The sequence below is a fragment of the Vibrio sp. KUL78 genome, assembly GCF_059725505.1.
Window position 1 is genome coordinate 1,659,160 of the sequence record NZ_AP045837.1, and the last position, 19,699, is coordinate 1,678,858.

Annotated in this window: 16 protein-coding genes; 5 read left to right on the plus strand and 11 right to left on the minus strand. The window is 44.6% G+C overall.

What is annotated here, in order from left to right:
* Positions 1 to 137: 137 nt before the first annotated feature.
* The 4 genes from AC6I8Y_RS07910 to AC6I8Y_RS07925 form a co-directional block, all read right to left on the minus strand.
* A complete protein-coding gene (locus AC6I8Y_RS07910; protein ID WP_498021362.1) occupies positions 138 to 887 on the minus strand; it encodes an amino acid ABC transporter ATP-binding protein in 750 nt (249 codons plus the stop codon).
* Positions 888 to 908: 21 nt separating this feature from the next.
* Positions 909 to 2,006 (minus strand): amino acid ABC transporter permease, encoded by a 1,098-nt coding sequence (locus AC6I8Y_RS07915; protein WP_128648632.1) that lies wholly within the window; start codon positions 2,004 to 2,006, stop codon positions 909 to 911.
* A gap of 1 nt (position 2,007) precedes the next feature.
* A complete protein-coding gene (locus AC6I8Y_RS07920; RefSeq protein ID WP_498021363.1) occupies positions 2,008 to 3,210 on the minus strand; it encodes an amino acid ABC transporter permease in 1,203 nt (400 codons plus the stop codon).
* A gap of 68 nt (positions 3,211 to 3,278) precedes the next feature.
* On the minus strand, positions 3,279 to 4,307 hold the full coding sequence (locus AC6I8Y_RS07925; protein ID WP_042475678.1) for an amino acid ABC transporter substrate-binding protein: 1,029 nt from the start codon (positions 4,305 to 4,307) through the stop codon (positions 3,279 to 3,281).
* Positions 4,308 to 4,764: 457 nt separating this feature from the next.
* Between AC6I8Y_RS07925 and AC6I8Y_RS07930 the strand changes: the two genes are divergently transcribed.
* Entirely contained in the window at positions 4,765 to 5,703 is a 939-nt protein-coding gene (locus AC6I8Y_RS07930; RefSeq protein ID WP_498021364.1) for a precorrin-2 dehydrogenase/sirohydrochlorin ferrochelatase family protein, read from the plus strand.
* Between the two features lie 41 nt (positions 5,704 to 5,744).
* Here AC6I8Y_RS07930 and AC6I8Y_RS07935 read toward each other — a convergent pair whose 3' ends face one another.
* Both AC6I8Y_RS07935 and AC6I8Y_RS07940 read right to left on the minus strand, forming a co-directional pair.
* Positions 5,745 to 6,227, minus strand: a complete 483-nt coding sequence (locus AC6I8Y_RS07935; RefSeq protein ID WP_042475681.1) for a YajQ family cyclic di-GMP-binding protein — start codon at positions 6,225 to 6,227, stop codon at positions 5,745 to 5,747.
* 1 nt (position 6,228) lies between these two features.
* Complete coding sequence (locus AC6I8Y_RS07940; protein WP_234493756.1) at positions 6,229 to 7,293, minus strand: 3-deoxy-7-phosphoheptulonate synthase; 1,065 nt, start codon at positions 7,291 to 7,293, stop codon at positions 6,229 to 6,231.
* A 260-nt stretch (positions 7,294 to 7,553) separates the two neighbouring features.
* Here AC6I8Y_RS07940 and AC6I8Y_RS07945 point away from each other — a divergent pair, with 260 nt between their 5' ends.
* Positions 7,554 to 8,450: a putative PEP-binding protein gene (locus AC6I8Y_RS07945; protein WP_498021365.1), complete on the plus strand. Its 897-nt coding sequence runs from the start codon at positions 7,554 to 7,556 to the stop codon at positions 8,448 to 8,450.
* Positions 8,451 to 8,657: 207 nt separating this feature from the next.
* On the plus strand, positions 8,658 to 9,131 hold the full coding sequence (locus AC6I8Y_RS07950) for a PaaI family thioesterase (protein WP_042475684.1): 474 nt from the start codon (positions 8,658 to 8,660) through the stop codon (positions 9,129 to 9,131).
* Between the two features lie 2 nt (positions 9,132 to 9,133).
* On the opposite strand, the gene AC6I8Y_RS07955 is transcribed toward AC6I8Y_RS07950, so the two are convergent.
* Complete coding sequence (locus AC6I8Y_RS07955) at positions 9,134 to 10,483, minus strand: hypothetical protein (protein WP_394152407.1); 1,350 nt, start codon at positions 10,481 to 10,483, stop codon at positions 9,134 to 9,136.
* Between the two features lie 113 nt (positions 10,484 to 10,596).
* Between AC6I8Y_RS07955 and AC6I8Y_RS07960 the strand changes: the two genes are divergently transcribed.
* A complete protein-coding gene (locus tag AC6I8Y_RS07960) occupies positions 10,597 to 11,436 on the plus strand; it encodes a CvfB family protein (RefSeq protein WP_498021366.1) in 840 nt (279 codons plus the stop codon).
* Between the two features lie 333 nt (positions 11,437 to 11,769).
* Here the strand turns inward: AC6I8Y_RS07960 and rsmF are convergent, their stop codons facing one another.
* From rsmF to AC6I8Y_RS07980, 4 genes are all read right to left on the minus strand, one after another.
* Positions 11,770 to 13,191: a 16S rRNA (cytosine(1407)-C(5))-methyltransferase RsmF gene (gene rsmF / locus AC6I8Y_RS07965; protein WP_498021367.1), complete on the minus strand. Its 1,422-nt coding sequence runs from the start codon at positions 13,189 to 13,191 to the stop codon at positions 11,770 to 11,772.
* Between the two features lie 138 nt (positions 13,192 to 13,329).
* A complete protein-coding gene (locus AC6I8Y_RS07970) occupies positions 13,330 to 15,966 on the minus strand; it encodes a PqiB family protein (protein ID WP_498021369.1) in 2,637 nt (878 codons plus the stop codon).
* Complete coding sequence (locus AC6I8Y_RS07975; RefSeq protein ID WP_498021371.1) at positions 15,959 to 17,224, minus strand: PqiA/YebS family transporter subunit; 1,266 nt, start codon at positions 17,222 to 17,224, stop codon at positions 15,959 to 15,961. Before AC6I8Y_RS07975 ends, AC6I8Y_RS07970 begins: the two co-directional genes overlap by 8 nt.
* A gap of 39 nt (positions 17,225 to 17,263) precedes the next feature.
* Positions 17,264 to 19,060 (minus strand): ABC transporter ATP-binding protein, encoded by a 1,797-nt coding sequence (locus AC6I8Y_RS07980; protein ID WP_394152343.1) that lies wholly within the window; start codon positions 19,058 to 19,060, stop codon positions 17,264 to 17,266.
* 81 nt (positions 19,061 to 19,141) lie between these two features.
* Here AC6I8Y_RS07980 and AC6I8Y_RS07985 point away from each other — a divergent pair, with 81 nt between their 5' ends.
* Positions 19,142 to 19,615 carry a GAF domain-containing protein gene (locus tag AC6I8Y_RS07985; protein ID WP_042475693.1) on the plus strand — a complete coding sequence of 158 codons (474 nt, stop codon included), beginning with the start codon at positions 19,142 to 19,144 and terminating at the stop codon, positions 19,613 to 19,615.
* The last annotated feature ends 84 nt before the right edge of the window (positions 19,616 to 19,699 follow it).

The window sequence follows — 19,699 nt, forward strand, 5'->3', positions numbered from 1 at the left end:
AAAAGTCATTGAACAAAATCATAATAAAAATAACTGGTTAAGGGTATATCAAGATGTAACACAATATTTCCAGTGTACATCAGATACCTACAAAGAAAAAGGCGACATAATCGTCGCCTTTGTTACATTTGATGTCATTAGTGATGCAAAATCTGACTCAGGAAGTTTTGAGTACGGTCTGATTGCGGATTTTCGAAGAAATCGACAGGATTGTTTTCTTCAATAATTTCACCAGCATCCATAAAGATAACTCTGTCTGCAACTTCCTTAGCGAAGCCCATCTCGTGCGTTACACACAGCATGGTCATACCTTCTTCTGCAAGCTCTACCATTACGTCCAGTACTTCGCGAACCATTTCTGGATCGAGCGCGGATGTAGGTTCGTCAAACAGCATGACTTGTGGGTTCATACACAGTGAACGAGCAATCGCTACACGTTGTTGCTGACCGCCAGATAGCTGACCTGGGAATTTGTCGGCTTGATCTGGAATCTTAACACGCTCTAGATACTTCATAGCAATGGCTTCCGCTTCCTCTTTAGGCATTTTCTTTACCCAGATAGGAGCAAGCGTACAGTTCTCTAGAACCGTTAGGTGAGGGAAGAGGTTAAAGTGCTGGAAGCACATGCCGACCTCACGACGTACAGCCTCGATATTCTTTAGATCTTCAGTAAGCTCTGTACCAGAGACAAAGATATGTCCCGCTTGGTGTTCTTCAAGACGGTTAATACAGCGAATCATTGTTGATTTACCTGAGCCAGATGGACCACAGATTACGATTTTTTCGCCTTTCTTAACGTCTAGGTTGATATTTTTTAGTACGTGAAACTCGCCGTACCATTTATTCATGTCCTTAAGTTGGATCATGTAATCTTCTTGTTGCGTCATAATACGTCCTCGAATTTCCGTTTATCGTTTGTGACCGGTATGCAGTTTGTTCTCTAGCCAGATCGAGTATCTCGACATGCCAAAACAGAACACCCAGAACACTAACGCGACAAATACATAACTTTCCGTAGCAAAACCTAACCACTCGGGGTCGGTATTCGCAGCTTGACCAATACCCAGTACATCGAACATACCGATGATGAGTACCAGACTGGTATCTTTAAATAGACCGATAAAGGTGTTCACAATCGATGGGATAGTGATTTTTAGCGCCTGTGGAAGCACGATTAGTCCCATCTTTTTCCAGTAACTCAGTCCAAGTGCGTCGGCGGCTTCATATTGACCCTTGGGGATCGCTTGTAAACCACCACGAATTACCTCTGCCATATAGGCTGCACTAAACATGACAACACCAATAAGCGCACGAATCAGCTTATCAGTCTCCACACCCTCTGAGAAGAAGAGAGGAAGCATAACAGAAGCCATAAATAGGACGGTAATCAGTGGAACACCACGCCATACTTCGATGTAAACCGTACAGATGCTTCTGATGATTGGCATCTCAGAGCGGCGACCTAGAGCCAGTGCCACGCCTATTGGGAGTGATACGATGATGCCCACTAATGCGATAATCAGGGTAACCAGTAGTCCACCCCAGCGGTGAGTCTCGACGACTTCAAGACCAAACACACCACCGTAAAGTAGCGCGGCTGCAATGAAAGGATAGATATTCACGAAGAATAGCCAGATCCACAGACGTTTCGGTGTGCGCTCGTATGCAAGTAATGCCACGAAAATCGCTAGCGTTGCATAGAACAGGCGAGGACGCCATAGTTCAGCTTGTGGGTAGAACCCGTACATGAACTGTTCCCAGCGAACACTGATGAAGACCCAACAAGCGCCTTCGCGTGTACATGCTTCGCGAGTCGTACCAACCCAGTCGGCCTTTAAAATCGCCCAATCAAACACGTACCAGATTAATGAAATTGCGAAATAACCCAGTACAAGAGTAACGACAGAGTTAACAGGGCCGTTAAACAAGTTTTTTCGCAGCCAGCCAACAACACCAACGGTATTTGCTGGAGGTGGAAGGTCTGGTTGAAATTGATGCTGTTCCATATTACCTCTCCACCAAAGCTACTTTCTTGTTGTATATGTTCATCAACGCTGACGTGAGCAGGCTCAGTGTCAGGTAAACACCCATCGTCATCGCAATGATCTCGATCGCTTGCCCCACCTGGTTTAGAGTGGTTCCGGCGAACACTGATACCAAGTCTGGATAACCAATCGCCATTGCGAGAGAGGAGTTCTTAGTCAAGTTTAAGTATTGACTTGTCAATGGCGGGATGATGATTCGCAGTGCCTGCGGAATGACAACCAATTTGAGCGTTCTTGACCTAGGCAGCCCTAATGACATTGCTGCTTCTGTCTGACCATGGTTCACCGCGTTAATACCCGAGCGAACGATTTCAGCAATGAACGACGCCGTGTAGATACTCAGCGCAAGTGTAAGCGCTGCTAGCTCTGGAATAATGCTGATACCGCCACGGAAGTTAAACCCTTTCAGTACTGGGTATTCTGCAGAGATAGGCATGCCCATGATGAAGTAGGCAACGAGAGGCAAACCGACAATAAGACCTGCGGCGATGCGGAACATCGGAGTCTGTTGACCAGTTAACTTCTGACGATTGTTTGCCCAAATATTAACAACAATGGTCGCAATGACACCAACAATGAGTGCGCCAATGACGACGCTACTGCCTTCCCCAAATACAGGAGCAGGAAAGTAGAGGCCTCGAACGTTCAAGAAAATCGCTTCACCCAAACTTATACTCTGACGAGCGGATGGGAGCGCTTGAAGGACGGCAAAGTACCAGAAGAAAATTTGCAGCAAAAGGGGAACGTTTCGGAATATCTCAATGTAGACCGCCGCAAAGCGGCTAACCAACCAGTTTGATGACAGTCTTGCGATACCAATAGCGAAACCAAGAATGGTAGCAAACACAATGCCTAGTACTGATACTAGAGCAGTGTTTAAAAGCCCCACATAAAAGGTGCGTCCATAAGAGAAGGTTTCATCATACTCGATCAATGTGAGACCGATGCCGAATCCTGCCTCTTGATTCAGGAAGTCAAAACCTGTGGCGATACCGCGCGCAGCTAGGTTATTAAGTGCGTTGTCGACTATGGTATAGAAGAATAGTCCGAGAGCGAGTAGGGCAAGTGCCTGAAATACAACGGAGCGGAAGGTGGGGTTGTATAGTAGATTTGCGCTTTTCGCAGGTTTTTCCTGCGACGCGACTTGAGTCGTAGTAGGTTTCATACAGCTATAACCTCAAATCCTTTGAAAAAGGGCGGTAAAACCGCCCTTGTTGGAGCATGAAATCGCGATTAGCGAATTGGTGGCGCGTACATGAAGCCACCTGCATTCCAAAGTGCGTTAACACCACGAGAGATTTGTAGAGGCGAACCTTCACCTACAGTACGCTCGAAGCTTTCGCCGTAGTTACCTACCTGTTTGATCACTTGGTAACCCCAGTCATCAGCAATGCCTAGACCTTTGCCTTTAGGACCATCAACACCTAGGATACGCTTGATGTTTGGATCGGTAGACTTAAGCATTTCGTCTGCATTTTTCGATGTGATACCGTATTCTTCAGCATTCACCATTGCAGCTAGAGTCCATTTAGCGATATTAAACCACTGGTCATCACCTTGACGAACTACAGGGCCTAGAGGCTCTTTAGAGATGATCTCTGGTAGTACTTCAGCTGATTTAGGATCTGCTAGGTTTAGTCTCAGTGCGTATAGACCAGATTGGTCAGTAGTTAGTACGTCACAGCGACCAGAATCGAAACCTTTTGAGGTTTGTGCTGCTGTATCGAATACAACTGGCTTGTATTCCATGCCGTTGTTACGGAAGTAGTCTGCAAGGTTAAGCTCAGTTGTAGTACCTGACTGAACGCAGACAGACGCGCCATCAAGCTCTTTCGCGCTTGTTAGACCAAGCTCTTTCTTAACCATGAAGCCTTGACCGTCGTAGTAGTTAACACCTACGAAGTTAAGACCAAGAGCTGAATCTCGGTGTAGAGTCCAAGTTGTGTTTCGAGAAAGTACGTCAATCTCACCAGATTGAAGCGCAGTAAAACGTTCTTTCGCCGTTAATGGAACGTATTTGACTTTAGATTTATCGCCAAGTACCGCAGCAGCAAGAGCTTGACAGTATTCTACGTCAATACCTTCCCACTCACCTTTTGAGTTAGGGTTAGAGAAACCTGGTAGACCAGTACTAACGCCACATGATAAAACACCTGCTTTAGTGACCTTGTCTAGTGTAGAGTCAGCAGCAGACGCTGATGTGCTCATCATCGCAGCAGATGCCGCCACTAAAGAAGCGATAAGAGTGAGTTTCTTTGCCATTGTGTATCCTTCCTGTTAGATCCGTGTAAGTCAGGTCCTGCCTGAATACAATGTGCTAATTGTTGTTGTGTTGCATTCTGAGCTGTTGTTTTTGAACCGATTTGGTGCAAGTTGTCACAGCCGTTTAAAGCGTAGATAATGAACCGTGATTTCTCAAATTATTAATTTAAATGGTTTTTTGAGTTGCCACGCGACGCTAAACAATTGTTAGAATGGCCAAGTGTGATGACTTTGTAAATAGTGCAACTAAGCACTAAAAAAGGGAATTAGAGAGTGGTATGTTAAATATTCGTTAACTCGAAACAAATCGTTGTTGATGGAAATTTAGGCAGTATATTTCTCTTAATAAATGTAAAAATTTGGTAATAAATAGTTTTGTGATCAATGTCTCGGTGACAATTTTGCACCAATATGGTGATTATGAATGAATAGTTATATCGTTTAAATAAGGAAAATTATGCGTTACTTTCCACTGTTTATGGACCTGCTAGAAAGACCTGTTTTAGTTGTTGGCGGCGGAGAAGTTGCTTGTCGTAAAGTAGAGACACTGGTACGAGCGGGTGCTCGCGTAACAGTGGTGTCACCTAAAGTAGAGCCTTATCTTGGCGAGTTAAGCGAGAGCGGAAAATGTACTTGGGTGCCACGTTTCTATGAAAAAGAGTTAATGACCAAGGACTTTGTCCAAGTTTGGGCGACAACAGACAACCCGGATCTGAATCATCAGGTGCATAAAGATGCAAAAAATAAGGGTATTTTAGTCAATGTTGTTGACGATACGCCATATTGTGACTTCATTACCCCATCGATAATTAATAGAGGTCGCGTTCAGATAGCGATTTCAAGTGGTGGTTCTTCACCGGTTCTTATTCGCGGAATTCGTGAAAAGCTCGAATCAGTGCTTCCGATGAATACCGCCCAACTTGCAGATTTTGCGGCAAGTAAGCGCTCTGACATTAAGCGTCACTTTTCTTCCGTTGATGAAAGAAGAAAGTTTTGGGAGCTCTTTTTTAAACAGCCTATGGTGATTAATTGTAAAGATAATCAAGAGCTTGAAAGAGTGTATCAAACACTTATTAATGATGATTCAGAGTTTACAGATTCGTGTACATGGATAGAGTATGGAACGGATCCAGAATTACTGCCGATTAAAGCAATGCGGATTATGCAGGAAGCAGAGATTGTTTTTTATGACAAGAACTGTCCATTTGGGTTTGTTGATCTTGTGCGAAGAGATGCAGAGCGAATAGCGTATGATGATGTAGCAGATGTTTCATCCGATATCATGGCTCGCAAAGCAGATCGACAACGAATCGTTGTATTTGTTGGGCCGAAATCTTCTTCCTACAAGCTTTTGAAAGAAGGCGACGAAGTGATTGAGTTAGCTAAGATAAAATAAAAGGGCGAATCGCCCTTTTATTTTGCTCCAAACTTGAGAGATTAATCTCTGAAGTTGTTGAACTGGAATGGCTGACCAAGTTCGCCATTCTTAACCAGTTGCATTGTCGCTTGTAGGTCGTCGCGCTTCTTGCCAGTTACGCGAACTTTGTCACCCTGGATAGAAACTTGAACTTTGATCTTAGAGTCTTTGACGAGCTTAACGATTTTCTTGGCAATGGGTGTTTCAATGCCTTGTTTAAACAAAACCGTTTGGTTCCAAAGCTTGCCAGATTGCTCCGGAGTTTGAGATTCCATCGCATTCACATCAACGCCGCGTTTAGTCAAGTTGCCACGCAGAATGTCACGCATTTGCTTAAGCTGGAAGTCACCTTCGCACGATAGCTTCACAGTCTCATCGTTGAGTGTGAAAGTAGCCTCAACATTACGGAAATCGAAACGTGTTGAGATTTCACGGTTAGCGTTGTCTACGGCATTGCGAAGTTCAACCGTATCGATTTCAGAAACGATATCAAATGATGGCATGTTAGCTTTCCTTTTCGTTGCGTTGTTTAACTGCGTCAGCAAGAATGTCGAGCATGTGAACCGTATCGTTCCAGCTCAAACAAGGGTCCGTGATCGATTTACCGTAGGTCAGGTTATGGATATCCTCCATGCTCTGATTACCTTCTTCGATAAAGCTCTCTGCCATGATGCCTGACACTTTGTGTGAACCAGCGATAATTTGACGAGCGATCTCTTTTGCTACATCAATCTGCTTACGATGCTGTTTTTGACAGTTAGCGTGGCTAAAATCGACAACCAATCTTGTTGGTAGGTCGAATGATGCTAGTTGTTCGCATGCTGCATCAATAGAAGCTTCATCGAAGTTTGGCCCAGTATCACCACCTCGAAGGATTACGTGACCATAAGGGTTACCGCTAGTGCGATAAACTGTCATGCGGCCGTGCTTATCCGGCGAGTAAAAGTAGTGAGAAGCTTGCGACGCGCGAACTGCATCAATAGCAATTTTCACGCTACCGTTGGTACCGTTCTTAAAGCCGACAGGGCATGACAGCGCTGAAGCCATTTCACGGTGAATCTGAGACTCAGTAGTACGCGCACCAATCGCGCCCCAAGTGATCAGGTCAGCAATATATTGACCAGTGATCATGTCGAGAAACTCAGTTGCTGTCGCAAGACCAAGCTTGTTGATATCAAGCAGTAGACCACGTGCTTTGTTTAGTCCAGCCTCCAACGCGTACGAACCGTCTAGGTTAGGGTCGGTAATTAGGCCTTTCCAACCTACGACCGTACGTGGCTTTTCAAAGTAGGTGCGCATTACGATAAACAGCTGATCTTTATACTGCTCTTGAATGTCTGCGAGACGTTTAGCGTAGTCCAGCGCTGCGTCGGTGTCGTGTACCGAGCATGGTCCTACGATACACAGTAGACGGTCATCGTCTCCCGTAAGAATGCTTTCGATTTGTCGGCGAGAATGAGCAATGCGCTCTGCTACGTCATCAGTAATAGGGTGATTAGCACTCAGTTCTGATGGAGTCGGCATTGGACCTAATGCCTGTGTTCTTAGTTCATCGGTCTTTAATGGCATGATGGTGCAGCCTGCAAATAATTTCGAAGCGGTTAAGATAACGGAAATAGCCAGTAGAATAAACCACTAATATAGCCGCAACGCAATCATTTGCCATTTCACTTATTTGAACACCAGATTACTGACTAAAATTGCATCATTTGTCGATGGTAAACTACTGAAGCAAGCGGAATAATCAGAAAATGCTCTGATGCTCTTGTATTCCATGTAGGGAGTCGGTATTTTGCCTGAAGAAGCAATTATTAGAGCACGGAGCAGCAATGAGTCATCAACAACAATCAGATCAAACGAAAGCCGTATCGGGCCTGAATGTCGGAAATGTGTTGCCTAGTTTTTCAGAACAAGCATCGTCGTCGTCACTTTATGTGTGTATTTCTGAACTCATCATGGAAAAGGTGTTTTTTCACCCAGGGTTTCCAGCGTCTGAGCAAGAGCTTGACGCTGTTGAAAAAGACGCGATTCAAGCACTGCTAGGTGAACAATCGAGCGACGAATTCTTTGTCTCTACCTTAGTCAATGAAATCAAAGCAGCAGTTACTCCAGAACACAAGGTTATTTCTGTTGAGTTAAATGACGCGACCAGTTACGAAATGAGTGCATTACTTGGTGGCAAGGTTGAGAGTGATGAAATTAATCCTCAACTGGGACTAAGAGGTGTCTCGCGTCTTACTTCTGAAGCTTATCAAGCGAGCTTTGCTTTGGAGTGTGAAGTAATTAAGGCACTGCGTAGCGAAGGCTACAACGTTGAGATTGTAGTCCCATGTGTTCGAGCACTGAGTGATGCTGCTAAAATCATTGATCGTTTAGCCGAACGCGGACTACCACGTGGTCTGAATGGGCTCAAAGTGATATTTGCATGTGATACACCTTCAGCAGTGCTGCTTTCAGAGCGCTTACTTCATTACTTTGATGGACTTGTGATCAAGCTTGAGAGCTTAACTCAGCTAACATTGGGCGTAGATCTCATGCACGAAGAACTGGCGCATTTGTATGACCCACAAAATGAAGCTGTGTTAGCGCTAGTAAAGCAAGCCGTAAACGCATGTAAAGATGTAAACAAGCCAGCTGCGGTACTACTGGATAACTTGGCAGAATTGCCTCTACTTGCTGAGCTACTTCAAGAGGAAAGTGGCGTGACGGTTTTTCCTGTTAGTTAAAATAGAATTTAATGTGACGCTGTAACTAAGGCCTGCTCACTTTTAATGAGCAGGCCTTTTCATTTCTATTTAAAGCGTTCTAATAATAGAGACCTCACCGTATAGTTTGTGGTTTTGATCAAATAAAGATACGTTTTAGTAACATTATTTTGACAAGTGGAATGGTTTTTGGCTTACTGGTCAGAGGAGTTTTTATAGGAATCTGACATGTTTAGCGCATTACAAAAGGCGAATTTTTATCTAGGAACATTTGGTTTTTTTAAGGTGCCTTTGATTTGGCTCTGCCGTCCAAAACTACTCAAGCTGGATGAAAATGAAGTAGAGCTCAGAATTCCATTGAAACGCCGAACTAAGAACCACCTTAACAGCATGTACTTTGGCGTTTTAGCGGTGGGTGCTGATGTAGCGGGTGGATTTATGGCCATGAGTAAAGCACAGCAACGTGGGAAGCGTGTTTCTCTTGCTTTCAAAGAGGTTGAAGGGAAGTTTCTCAAACGCCCTGAAGCGGACGTCCATTTCATCTGTAAGGATGGCCAATTAATTGATGATATGTTGGATGAAACGCTGCGTTCTGGTGAGCGAGTCAACCAACCAGTCCGCATTATTGCTACGTGTCCAAGTTTACACGGCGATGAACCCATGGCTGAGTTCTCGCTCGTGTTATCACTAAAAGCTAGATAGCGCTAGACTGGTATTCTTTCAATATCGACGATCTTGGAACGGCTGAGGACTATCTTCCATCGATAGTATGTTGGCTCTTCTCCCTGATTGTTTTCTTTTACAATTAGATTCAAGAGGTGTCGTTTTTCGAGTGATTCTTTCACTACTTGTCCCTCTTGAAGCTTATAGATTCGGTTGCTGGATTTATCCATCAATCGGGTCAAAGCACGAAAATTAATGTTCAGTATTTCGCGTGTTTGCTCGTATCCACTGGTAAATCGAGATGTCGCCATCTCCGTATGTGCTCGATAGTGCAATACTTCTTCTTCACGCTGGACAGATCGTTTTTTACGGATGCCCTTAATGCGGTCTGGCAGTTGATCAAATGAGCTATAGTCCAGCCACTCAATTTTCTTGCCTACCTCTTTTTTGGTCGTCGCATCGATAAATCGTCTGCGCCATTTAGGCTTGCCCCTTTGTATCCAGCGCCACATGATGTCACGTAGGTCGTCTTTAAATACTTCTCTAAGCGCATAAATGACAGATAAAACGAGGATAAACGACGCGGTGATTTCGCCAAGATAGTCGCGAGCGAGAATAACCGCAGAGGTAACGAACAACATAACCAAGCCCGTTGCGGATCCTTTGATCATACGCTTGGTATTGTTACCCATACTGGTGGATTTTGACTGAAGTACAATAGGGTGTTCAATCAAGCGGCGCAAAAGTCTCATCTTGTTCGCCAGTCGCGTCGGGTCACTCTTGACCTTATCGGAGTTGTAATTGTTTAGATTACGATGTGCTTGCTCCTTTTCCACAATGGTAATCAAACGTTCTTTAAGAGGAGTGTATGCTTTGCTATTCGGAATATACACAACCAATTCGAGAAGCTTCTGTCCTGTGTACCAAGAAAGATAGTTATCGATATTTGCATAGTGACGTTTAAGGCTGTCGTCGTAAGGTACCGATCGGCGCATCTTACGAAGTATATCTAGAGCAAGTTCGATAACCTCGTCGACCTCATCTGCGGTTATTTCGTCTTGCGCTGTTTCTTTGAATGTCGCGACTGCTTTGTCTAGTGCTATTACATACTGATACGCGAAAAGACTTAAGCTGACTCGGTACTGAGTATTTGAAAGCCTGCCTCGTTTGGCGAGACGAGAGTGGACCAAGGGAAGTAGTGTTTCGTTACTATAGTAAGCGCGCTTTTGCGAAATAGACTCGTGATAGAAATCTGACTCGGAAATGAGATGAGACTTCATTCCTAGTTCATTAGGAATAAATAAGAATACGTCCAAGTCGAGTTTTTTAGTATTGGCCATTACATGCGCTATTTTTAAGGTAATGGCATCTTGTTTGTCTACGGTGATCAACCAACTCTCTCCGTGTGCTGAGATTGCACCAAGCATATCAGAACCAAGGTAAACTAGCATCTTAAAGGGAGTTAGGTATAATCGCGCCAACTACTACATTAGAGATAAAAAACATGATTAACATAGGTCGTACTAACCAATTGGAAGTAATTAAAGAAGCAGACTTTGGCTGGTTCTTGGACGGAGAGGACTATGGCTCTATCTTACTTTCCAAAAAGCATGCGCCTGAAGGTGTGGCGATTGGTGACAAGGTTGATGTGTTTATTTATTTCGATGCGGATAACCAGGTTGTGGCCACGACGGATACTCCTATTGCACAAGTAGGCGAGTGGGGTTTGATGAAGGTGGAAGGCATTAACAGTGTTGGCGCCTTTGCCAATTGGGGTATTAAAGAAAAAGACCTGCTTATTCCGTTTAGTGAGCAGCGTGGTCGTCTATCTGAAGGCAAGACAATCTTAGTATATGTATACACAGATAAAGCCTCTGGTCGTATCGTTGGTACGACAAAATTCAACAAGCTGCTTGATAAAACGCCAGCTCGCTATCAGAGAAATGAGCAAGTAGACCTGCTTATCGCAGAGCGTAGCGACCTAGGTTATAAGGCTATTGTAAATGGTCAGCATTGGGGCATGATTTTCCCATCAGATGTCATCGGCAAGCTATTCGTAGGTAAAAAGCTCAAAGGCTTCATCAAGCAGATTCGTGAAGATGGCAAGATTGATTTGTCATTGCAAAAAGTAGGCGTTGCTAAGATGGATGATTTGAGTGAAAAAATCTTAAGCCTACTTGAGAAGAAAGGGGGCTTTTTGCCGTTGAACGACAAGTCTACGCCTGAAGCTATTTTTGCCGCTTTCAAAACCAGCAAAGGTACGTTCAAGAAGAGTATTGGTGGTCTTTACAAGCAAGGTAAAATCTCCATCGAGAAAGACGGTATTCACCTAAAATCCGAATAATAGCTTTCCCTTAGTCAAAGGACGTTCCCTAGTTGGAGGAAAGCTTTGACATAGAAAACTCAGACATAAATGGCAGGTACAAAAAGAGGCCCAAAACTGATCCTGATTTGGGCCTAGGGGAATGGCTCATGGAGAGCCTACGCTAACTGTTTTAAACAAGCTTGTTGGAGAAAATCAAGCTTCACACCTTTCGCGAACAGCCATTCTCGTTCGCCATTTAAACGGATATTTCTGAATTGCCTATGTCTCGATAACCTTTAAAGTGTAGTACAGAACAGCAAAAAAGCGATGTTGGGTGCGGTTTTTACTAGCCCAATTCGCTATCCATTTGGGCTAAAACAGGTTTTTGTCGCGTACTAGCTCTCTTGGCAGGCCATTTTTAACTCGGTTTCCTACCCATTTACCCAGCCCAATAATAAACCCGTTATAGCTGACAAGTACTTCTCCCTTGCCAGATAGACCCTCTGGTCTCAAATCGCGTCCCATAAACCACTCTCGAGCATCTGCAGTTTCAAGCGCTACCGTGTCCGCATTGTTGTTAGCGAGAGCCGTCGCCACTTGATGTTGCCATTTGTAGCCTTTCTTATGTTGCTCAGCGATTTTGATGCCCATGCGAGAGAAACGAAACTCACCAAGCATTGGCTCTAGGGCGTTAGGGAACAGCCAAATATCATTGTCACGTTTCCATAAAACACCGTCTGAGGGGAGTTCGATCGAAAATGATTGTTTAAGATTAGTGACAACGTCACCTGATTCCTTGTTGGTGAGTTTACTAAAAGGAAATTTACCGAGCTTTTTCTTAACAGTAGGTGCGGTCACTGGAGCGAGCTTGGTAAACTTGGCAATGAAAAAGCCCTCGCTATCATAAGTTTGGGGGAAAACGTGTAAATAGCCTTCTGGAGTCATTGCTTTCTCCGCACCTTCAAAAAGGTTCTGTAAGCTTTGTACTTGTATTGCATCACCAAATGTATCTAGTAGATACTCAGCGACCTGCTGATTCTCTTCAGGGCTTAACGCGCAGGTTGAATAAACAAGGTTGCCACCGACTTTTAGTGCGTGGAAGGCGCTTTCAATGAGGTCTTTTTGGGTCGCGGCGATCTCAGCGGTCGAGTTGAGACTCCAGTTCTTCATCGCATCAGGATCTTTCCTAACCGTACCTTCACCTGAGCATGGCGCGTCAAGTAAGATTGCGTCAAACTGTTCAGGTAGCCAGCCCCCAAAAACACGAGCGTCGTAATTACTAAGCGCTGCGTTTCGAACGCCGCAACGTTCAATATTAGCGTGCAATACTTTCACGCGGCTTGCTGCAAACTCGTTTGCCACCAAAACACCTGAATTTTCCATTAACGCTGCTATTTGAGTGGTTTTAGAGCCTGGTGCCGCGGCCATATCCAACACAGCTTCATAATCGCTATCTTCACCTGCGTAGAGTGCGCTCGGTGGCAACATAGAACTCGCTTCTTGAATATAAAATAAACCCGCCATGTGTTCTGCGGTGTTACCTAGCGGTACCTCGGATTCATCAGCCTCAATCCAGAATCCTTCTTGGCACCAAGGAATTGGATTAAGTGTCCAGCCTTTCTTTTGCGCATTGATTTTAAAGGCATCAACGGTCGTCTTCAGTGTGTTGACACGAATGCTTTTGCGTAGTGGCTTACGACAAGCTTCGACAAAATCTGTCATTGACAGATTCTCAGGAAGAAAAGTTTCGACGTGGCTAAGGAAATCTTCGGGAAGGTAGACGTTAGAATGCAAAGTGAAGCCTATTTATGCGTTTGTGGATTGCGTTGAATTATATACGCACCTCATTGGTAATGAAACAAAGCTGCTTAGGTGTTGCTATAAAAAAATAGCCCGCAGAGCGGGCTATTGAATCGCGTTTTAGAAATTAGGTTAGGGCGCTGGGATTGCGGTTCGCCACTGCGTCCAACTAACATCTGCTTCTTTATTAAGGTAGAAGGTTTGTCCCTCCTCTGCCTTAGGTTGCAGCTGTGAGCCTTCTGGTGTAGAGAAGGTAATACCGCCTCGAATTAGGCTATCGACCGTACCTGCTTTGATGTTCGCACCAGAAAGGCCAAACTGTACGTTAACACCAGAAACATTCCAGAACACACTGTTTGCTCTTACAAGGTAGGCATAATCAGGATCGATTTCGATAGTAGAGATAACGCGATCTGCAAAAGGACCCAGTTCGACCATAGTGACACTGCCGACTTCAATATCACGATACAGAATCGGTGTTCCTGGCTTAATGGAGCCACGGTTTTCGCTTTGTAGAATAAACTCAACACCGTTATCTACCTTGGCAAAATCATGCAGCTCAAACGCTTTAGTAGCTTTACCTACACCAGGCTCCACAGCAATATATTGAGAGACCAGTGCATTAAGGTTTTTAACACCATTGAGTCCAATTTTTGGCTTTACAATCCAGAAGTAGGTACCGTCATTAGTCAACTGTTTGACATACTCAGGAAGAATTCGAGCGACGATTTCAACTCGCTGCTTGTCGAAGTCGGGCAGTGTCAGCATAACTTCGCCTACTTTCACACCTTGGTACTTGATTGGCATACCTTTAGAAACTTCTTGGTCTGCTGTCGTTGTATAAAGGGTGATGGATTGTCCGAATTTTCGGGCGGAGCCGAAGTCTTCGTATAGCTTCCAGTTCTTACCTGTTTTGTTTTCAATCCCAGGCAAACTGTCAAAGGCTATACCACCATCAATGAGGGTTTTCAGCGGTGCGGCCTTCACACTGACGCCGGAAAGAGACGCTTCTACTTCTACGCCAGAACGATTCCAAAAGACAGTTTGATTGGTGACTAGGTATTTGTATTTGTTGTCGATAGTGACATTGATGTAAACCCCACCATCAGTAAGTTCGTAGTTAGAAATACTGCCGACTTGCATGTTTCGATAAAGCAGTGGGCTACCTTCTTTGACAGGTGGAAGTTCGTTAGCGAACAATCGCAATGTCATTGCGCCAGACTGGTTGTGCTGCGCAAGCTCGGCCAGCGCTTTAGTTTGGAAAAGAGGGAACTCAGCACGTTCCGTTGCCTTACCTTCACTAACAAAACTGATAGATCCCGTTAAAAGCTGTTTTGCCGGTGGAACAGTGACGTTGAGGCCTGCTTCAGTGAGCTCTGCCGTAGCACTACCGGTCACAAAGAAACGGTTTTGGGAACGAATAAGGTTTTTATATTCAACGTCAATAGCGATGTCCATTGCGACTTGATCGTCAACCAGTTCGACACTTAACACGCTACCCACTGGGATACCTCGATAAAGCACGTTGACGCCGGGCTCTAGACCAAATGAGTTGTTTGCTAATAGACGTAATGAGACCGATTTTGCTTGAACTCGGTCTAGCTCTTCTTGTTGGATAGCGACAAATTCACGAGTCTGTGGGCCATTACCCGGTACTAAAGTAAGGAAGTTACCTGTAATCAGGTTAGATAGGTTTTCAACACCGGAGAGGGATACCTTTGCTTCTTCTAGTAGGAATAACGTACCTTGAGTGAGCATGTCACTGAAAGCCGGTTCAATAGAAGCCGATGCGACGATAGAATCTCTTTCATCGTTAAGCGCGAGGTTGTTGATACGACCAATTTCGAGGCCTCGATAAACAATTGGGGAACCGTTGGCCTTTAGGTTACTGTTATCAGGCAAGGTAATCTTAACGGGAATACCTCGACCCGCTGTTTTGAGATCTTTGTAGAGCGTAAAATCCGAACCATCTTCGACGGGTGCGCCACCATCCGGGGAATCTACAGCAATCGCGCCTGCTAAAATAGCAGCAAGACTTTCAAGCCGTATATCCACGCCTTGGAAGCCAACGCTAGCACCAATGCCACTCACATTCCAAAAGCGGCTTTTATTGGTAATGATGTGTCGAAACTCTTCTTGAATCGAAGCTTGAATCACGACGGTCTCTGCATCTTCATCCAATTTGAAGTTATAGACTTCACCGATAGGGATTTTCTTGTAAACAATCTTAGAGCCAACGGAAATACCGCCAAGGTCTTTTGCACGTAAAGTGACGGTTAGGCCGTCATTGATAGCAAGTTCAGTGGGAACTGAGGCTAACGCATTGAACTTAGTGCTCGAACTGCTGGATTCAGATGCTGGATGAATAGCGATATAGTTACCCGAGACCAGCGCATCAAGACCAGAAATTCCAGACAGAGATGCTGAAGGTTTAACCAACCAGAACTTGGTGTCTTCACCGAGCAGTTTTGCCGCTTCTGGGTAGATATCTGCGTCGACGTAGATATTAGACAGATCGTCAGACAAGTTAATATCTCGAACCATACCAACTTCGAGTCCTTGGTATCTGATTGTCGTTCTGCCAGCGATAAGGCCCTGAGCATCAGAGAAGTAAATTTGAACGCGCTGTCCAGCATTATGAACAGCCTTTGCGAGCAACCAACCAGCAAGTGCTATGGTTAATATAGGCAGGATCCAGAGCGGAGAGATACGCCTGGATTTTTTTATCTCTGGTGCATAAGAGGGTTGTGGCTGATTGTCATTACTCATTAATGCTACTACTCACTGGTTTTGCTGATTCTGCTTGTTGTAGTGATGTGTGCTTATCCCACAACAACCTCGGATCGATTGATTCGGCAGCTAACATGGTTAATACCACGACAATGCCAAATGCTACGGCGCCAAATCCTGGTGTAAAGTTCAAGATCTGGCCACGGTCAACTAAAGTCAACATGATTGAAATAACAAACAAGTCGGTCATTGACCATTTTCCTATCCACTTAATGGCTCGATATATCATTAAAGCATGACGATGGTTTCTTACCATGTTGAATTGAATGCAGATTAGTAGATAGGCTAATCCCAGTATCTTTGCCACAGGGACAACGATACTGGCAACAAATATAATAATAGCGATACCGAGCATGTCGTTGTTAATCAGCGACGCAACCCCGGAAAATATGGTGTCTTCTAGCAACTGACCATTGGTTATCAATATCGAAATTGGAATTAAGTTCGCTGGGAAGATAGCGATGGTTGCTGCAATTAGTAGCGCCCAGGTTTTTTGCATCGAGTTGGGCTTCCTATGATGCAGAGGACTTTCGCAGCGAATGCACTGAGCGGCTTCTTGTTGTGATAGATGACAGCTGTGGCAGTGTATGTGTTTGTCAGTAATAGAGAGGCTGTTTTCTGGACGCCAAAGCTCCCAATAGCGTCGAGTGCTCACGCGGCTGATAAGCAAAATAGTGATAACTTGCAGAATCACAAGGCTGTATAGTGCGTTACCAACAAAAATATCCGAGTAGTCTTGTAGCTTGAAGCAAGATATTGCAACACTGATAAGGAATACGTCCAACATCACCCAGTGCTTGCTATGTTCCAGTATCCAAAGCGATCCTTTGAGAGGATAGAACCATCTGCGCTTCACCGAGAGGTGAGCGGTGAGAATGGCGATACACATTGCGAGCGGCGCTATGGTGTGACAAAACAGTGTTAGCAGTGCGAGTCCGGGATACCCCTCTTTTATTAGGGCTTGTACGCCTTCAATGAGAGTCCCTTCGATCATGACTCCAACTAGGCGAATGGTAATGAAGTCAAAATAGTGGGAAGGAATAAAGAGCAGCAAGCAGGTAATCGCGAGAGCGAGGTTGCCATTGAGGGATGCATTATCGCTGCGGTAAAGAGTAGTGCCGCAGCGAGGGCAATTTGCTGTCTGACCAGGTAGTAACTTAACACGATCGACGGGCAGTTCGCAGTTTTCACAAAGACGAACTAGCGATGATGGCGAAGAATGAGCGCAAGCCTTCATCACTGAGACCTCTCGGTACTCAGTGATATTGTCACAAAACTAACTTGCAGATTGCACCGTACCGTAAAGCGTTTGGTATAGTCCTTCTTTCTCGACCAGTTCAATATGGGTTCCTGATTGTGTTACTTGTCCATCTTCGAGCACGTAGATAAGGTCAGCTTGTTTCACCGCAGAAAGACGATGTGCGACGATCAGCGTGGTTCTGCCTTTAAGAAACTCACCCAGTGCGGTGTGAAGCGCAGCCTCAGTTGCTGTATCTAATGCCGAGGTCGCTTCATCTAGGATCACGAACTGTGGATCGCTTAGAATCATACGAGCGATTGCGAGGCGCTGTCTTTGGCCACCAGACAACCGAATGCCGTTCTTACCGATTTGCGTTTCTAGACCGTCAACGAGCTTGTCAGTCACATCTTGTAGCTGAGCGACTTTCAGTGCATTCCAAATAGAGAAGTCATCGTACTCTTTTCCAAGGGTCAAATTATGCCTTAAGCTGTCATTAAAGAGTATAGGTTGCTGTAAAACAACGGCAATTTTATCTCTAATAATGTCAAAACCTATGTCATTAGTGTCAACTCCATTAAATTTGATAATGCCATCACGTTGTTTATACACGCCGATAAGCAATTGAATCAGTGTAGACTTGCCGCCACCGCTAGCACCCACTAGCGCAACCTTCTTACCTGCGGGTATTTCTAGGTTCAGTTTGTTCAATACATCTTTGTCAGAGTCATAGGAGAAAACGACATCTTCAATAGCGACATCAACTTGCTTGTTGGCACTAAACGGATTGGTTTTGCTCACGACCTGAGGCTCCTCCTCTAAATCGAGTAGGGTGTTGATGCGACCGAGGGCTGCTTTGGCACTGTACCAAGAAAACTGAATGCTCAGAAGCTCTTGAACCGGGCCGAGCATAAACCAAAGGTAACCAAACACTGCGAAAATCTGTCCGATGGTGAGATCACTAAATAAAACCATCACCATTGCGATGGCACGAAAGAGTTCAAACCCGATTAGAAAAAGTAAGAAGGAGAGACGTCCTGCAGCTTCGGACTGCCAAGCGTACTTGTCAGCATTGGTTCGCACTTCATTGGCTTGGTTTTTAAGTTGGGCGAGAAAATCTCTTTCGCGGTTAGCTGCGCGAAGCTGATAAATGCCATCTAGAGTCTCGACCAATCGGTTTTGGAACTTTTCAAAGGCTTGGTTTTCTCTCTTCTTGAGGTGCTTGACCATGCCGCCAAGCTTTTTGGAAAAGTAGACGACGATGGGGTTGACCAACAAAATGAATAACCCCAAACGCCAGTCAATCCATAGTAAAACGACGGCAGTCCCTAAAACAGTTAGAAAGCTGATAATGAACTTGCTAAGCGTAGAGCCCACAAACTGATCAATGGTTTCAATGTCAGTAATTAGGTGAGCATTGATTCCTCCACTACCGCGTGTTTCATACTGCTGAATACTGATACGACCAAGCTTGTCGATCATTTTGCATCGAATTTGATAGGTAATTGTTTTAGAAACGAGAGTAAACTGTCGCCCTTGCAGGATATTAAGGCCTTGACTAAAGGTTCTCATCAGGACCACGAGAAGCAGAGTCATCGCAATGTAACCAATTGGAGTCTGCCAGCTATCAAGCATGATAGCGTTCATCGCTTCGAGACCACCAGCGGGTTGGTTTAGCAACACTTCATCTACCATCACCGGCATTAATAGTGGAATAGGGACGCTAATGAGGGTTGCGATGATTGCGATAATATTGGCAACGATCAACCGAGACTTGTGATTTTTTACTTGTGTTATCAACCAGGAACGGCTAATAGTGTCTTTACTATACGTCATGCTTGTGAGAATAATTCCTATTACGATTGGCTGGCATTGTACGTGTATTGTTAGAATTTTAAAGTTATTAATGGAAATATCATGAATTTAGAGAACTATGAGCGCTTAACTAAGCAAGCTGTTGCACTCATTGAATCCGAAACTGATTTGATCGCTAACCTATCTAATATTAGTGCACTTCTTTTCATGGAGTTGGAAGACCTCAATTGGGCTGGTTTTTATTTGATGAAACAAGGCGAGTTGGTTCTTGGTCCATTTCAAGGTAAACCTGCATGTGTGCGCATCCCAGTAGGTCGTGGTGTTTGTGGCACTGCTGCCGCGACGAACACGGTACAACGTGTATACGATGTTCATGCCTTTGAAGGTCATATTGCGTGCGATGCAGCGAGTAATTCTGAGATTGTGATTCCTTTTTCCATTAATGGGGAGATTGCTGGTGTTTTAGACATCGATAGTCCAAGTGTCGGTCGTTTCAGCGAAATTGACGAAACAGGCCTAACAAAGTTCATGGAATCCGTGGAAAAGCTGCTCAATTCCCATACAAACGTGGTCTAAAATCACATTTGCCTGTGGTTTTTCTATTGCAGGTCACTATAATACCAAGAATATTTTTCTTAATGCTTCGCGGATAACCGCATT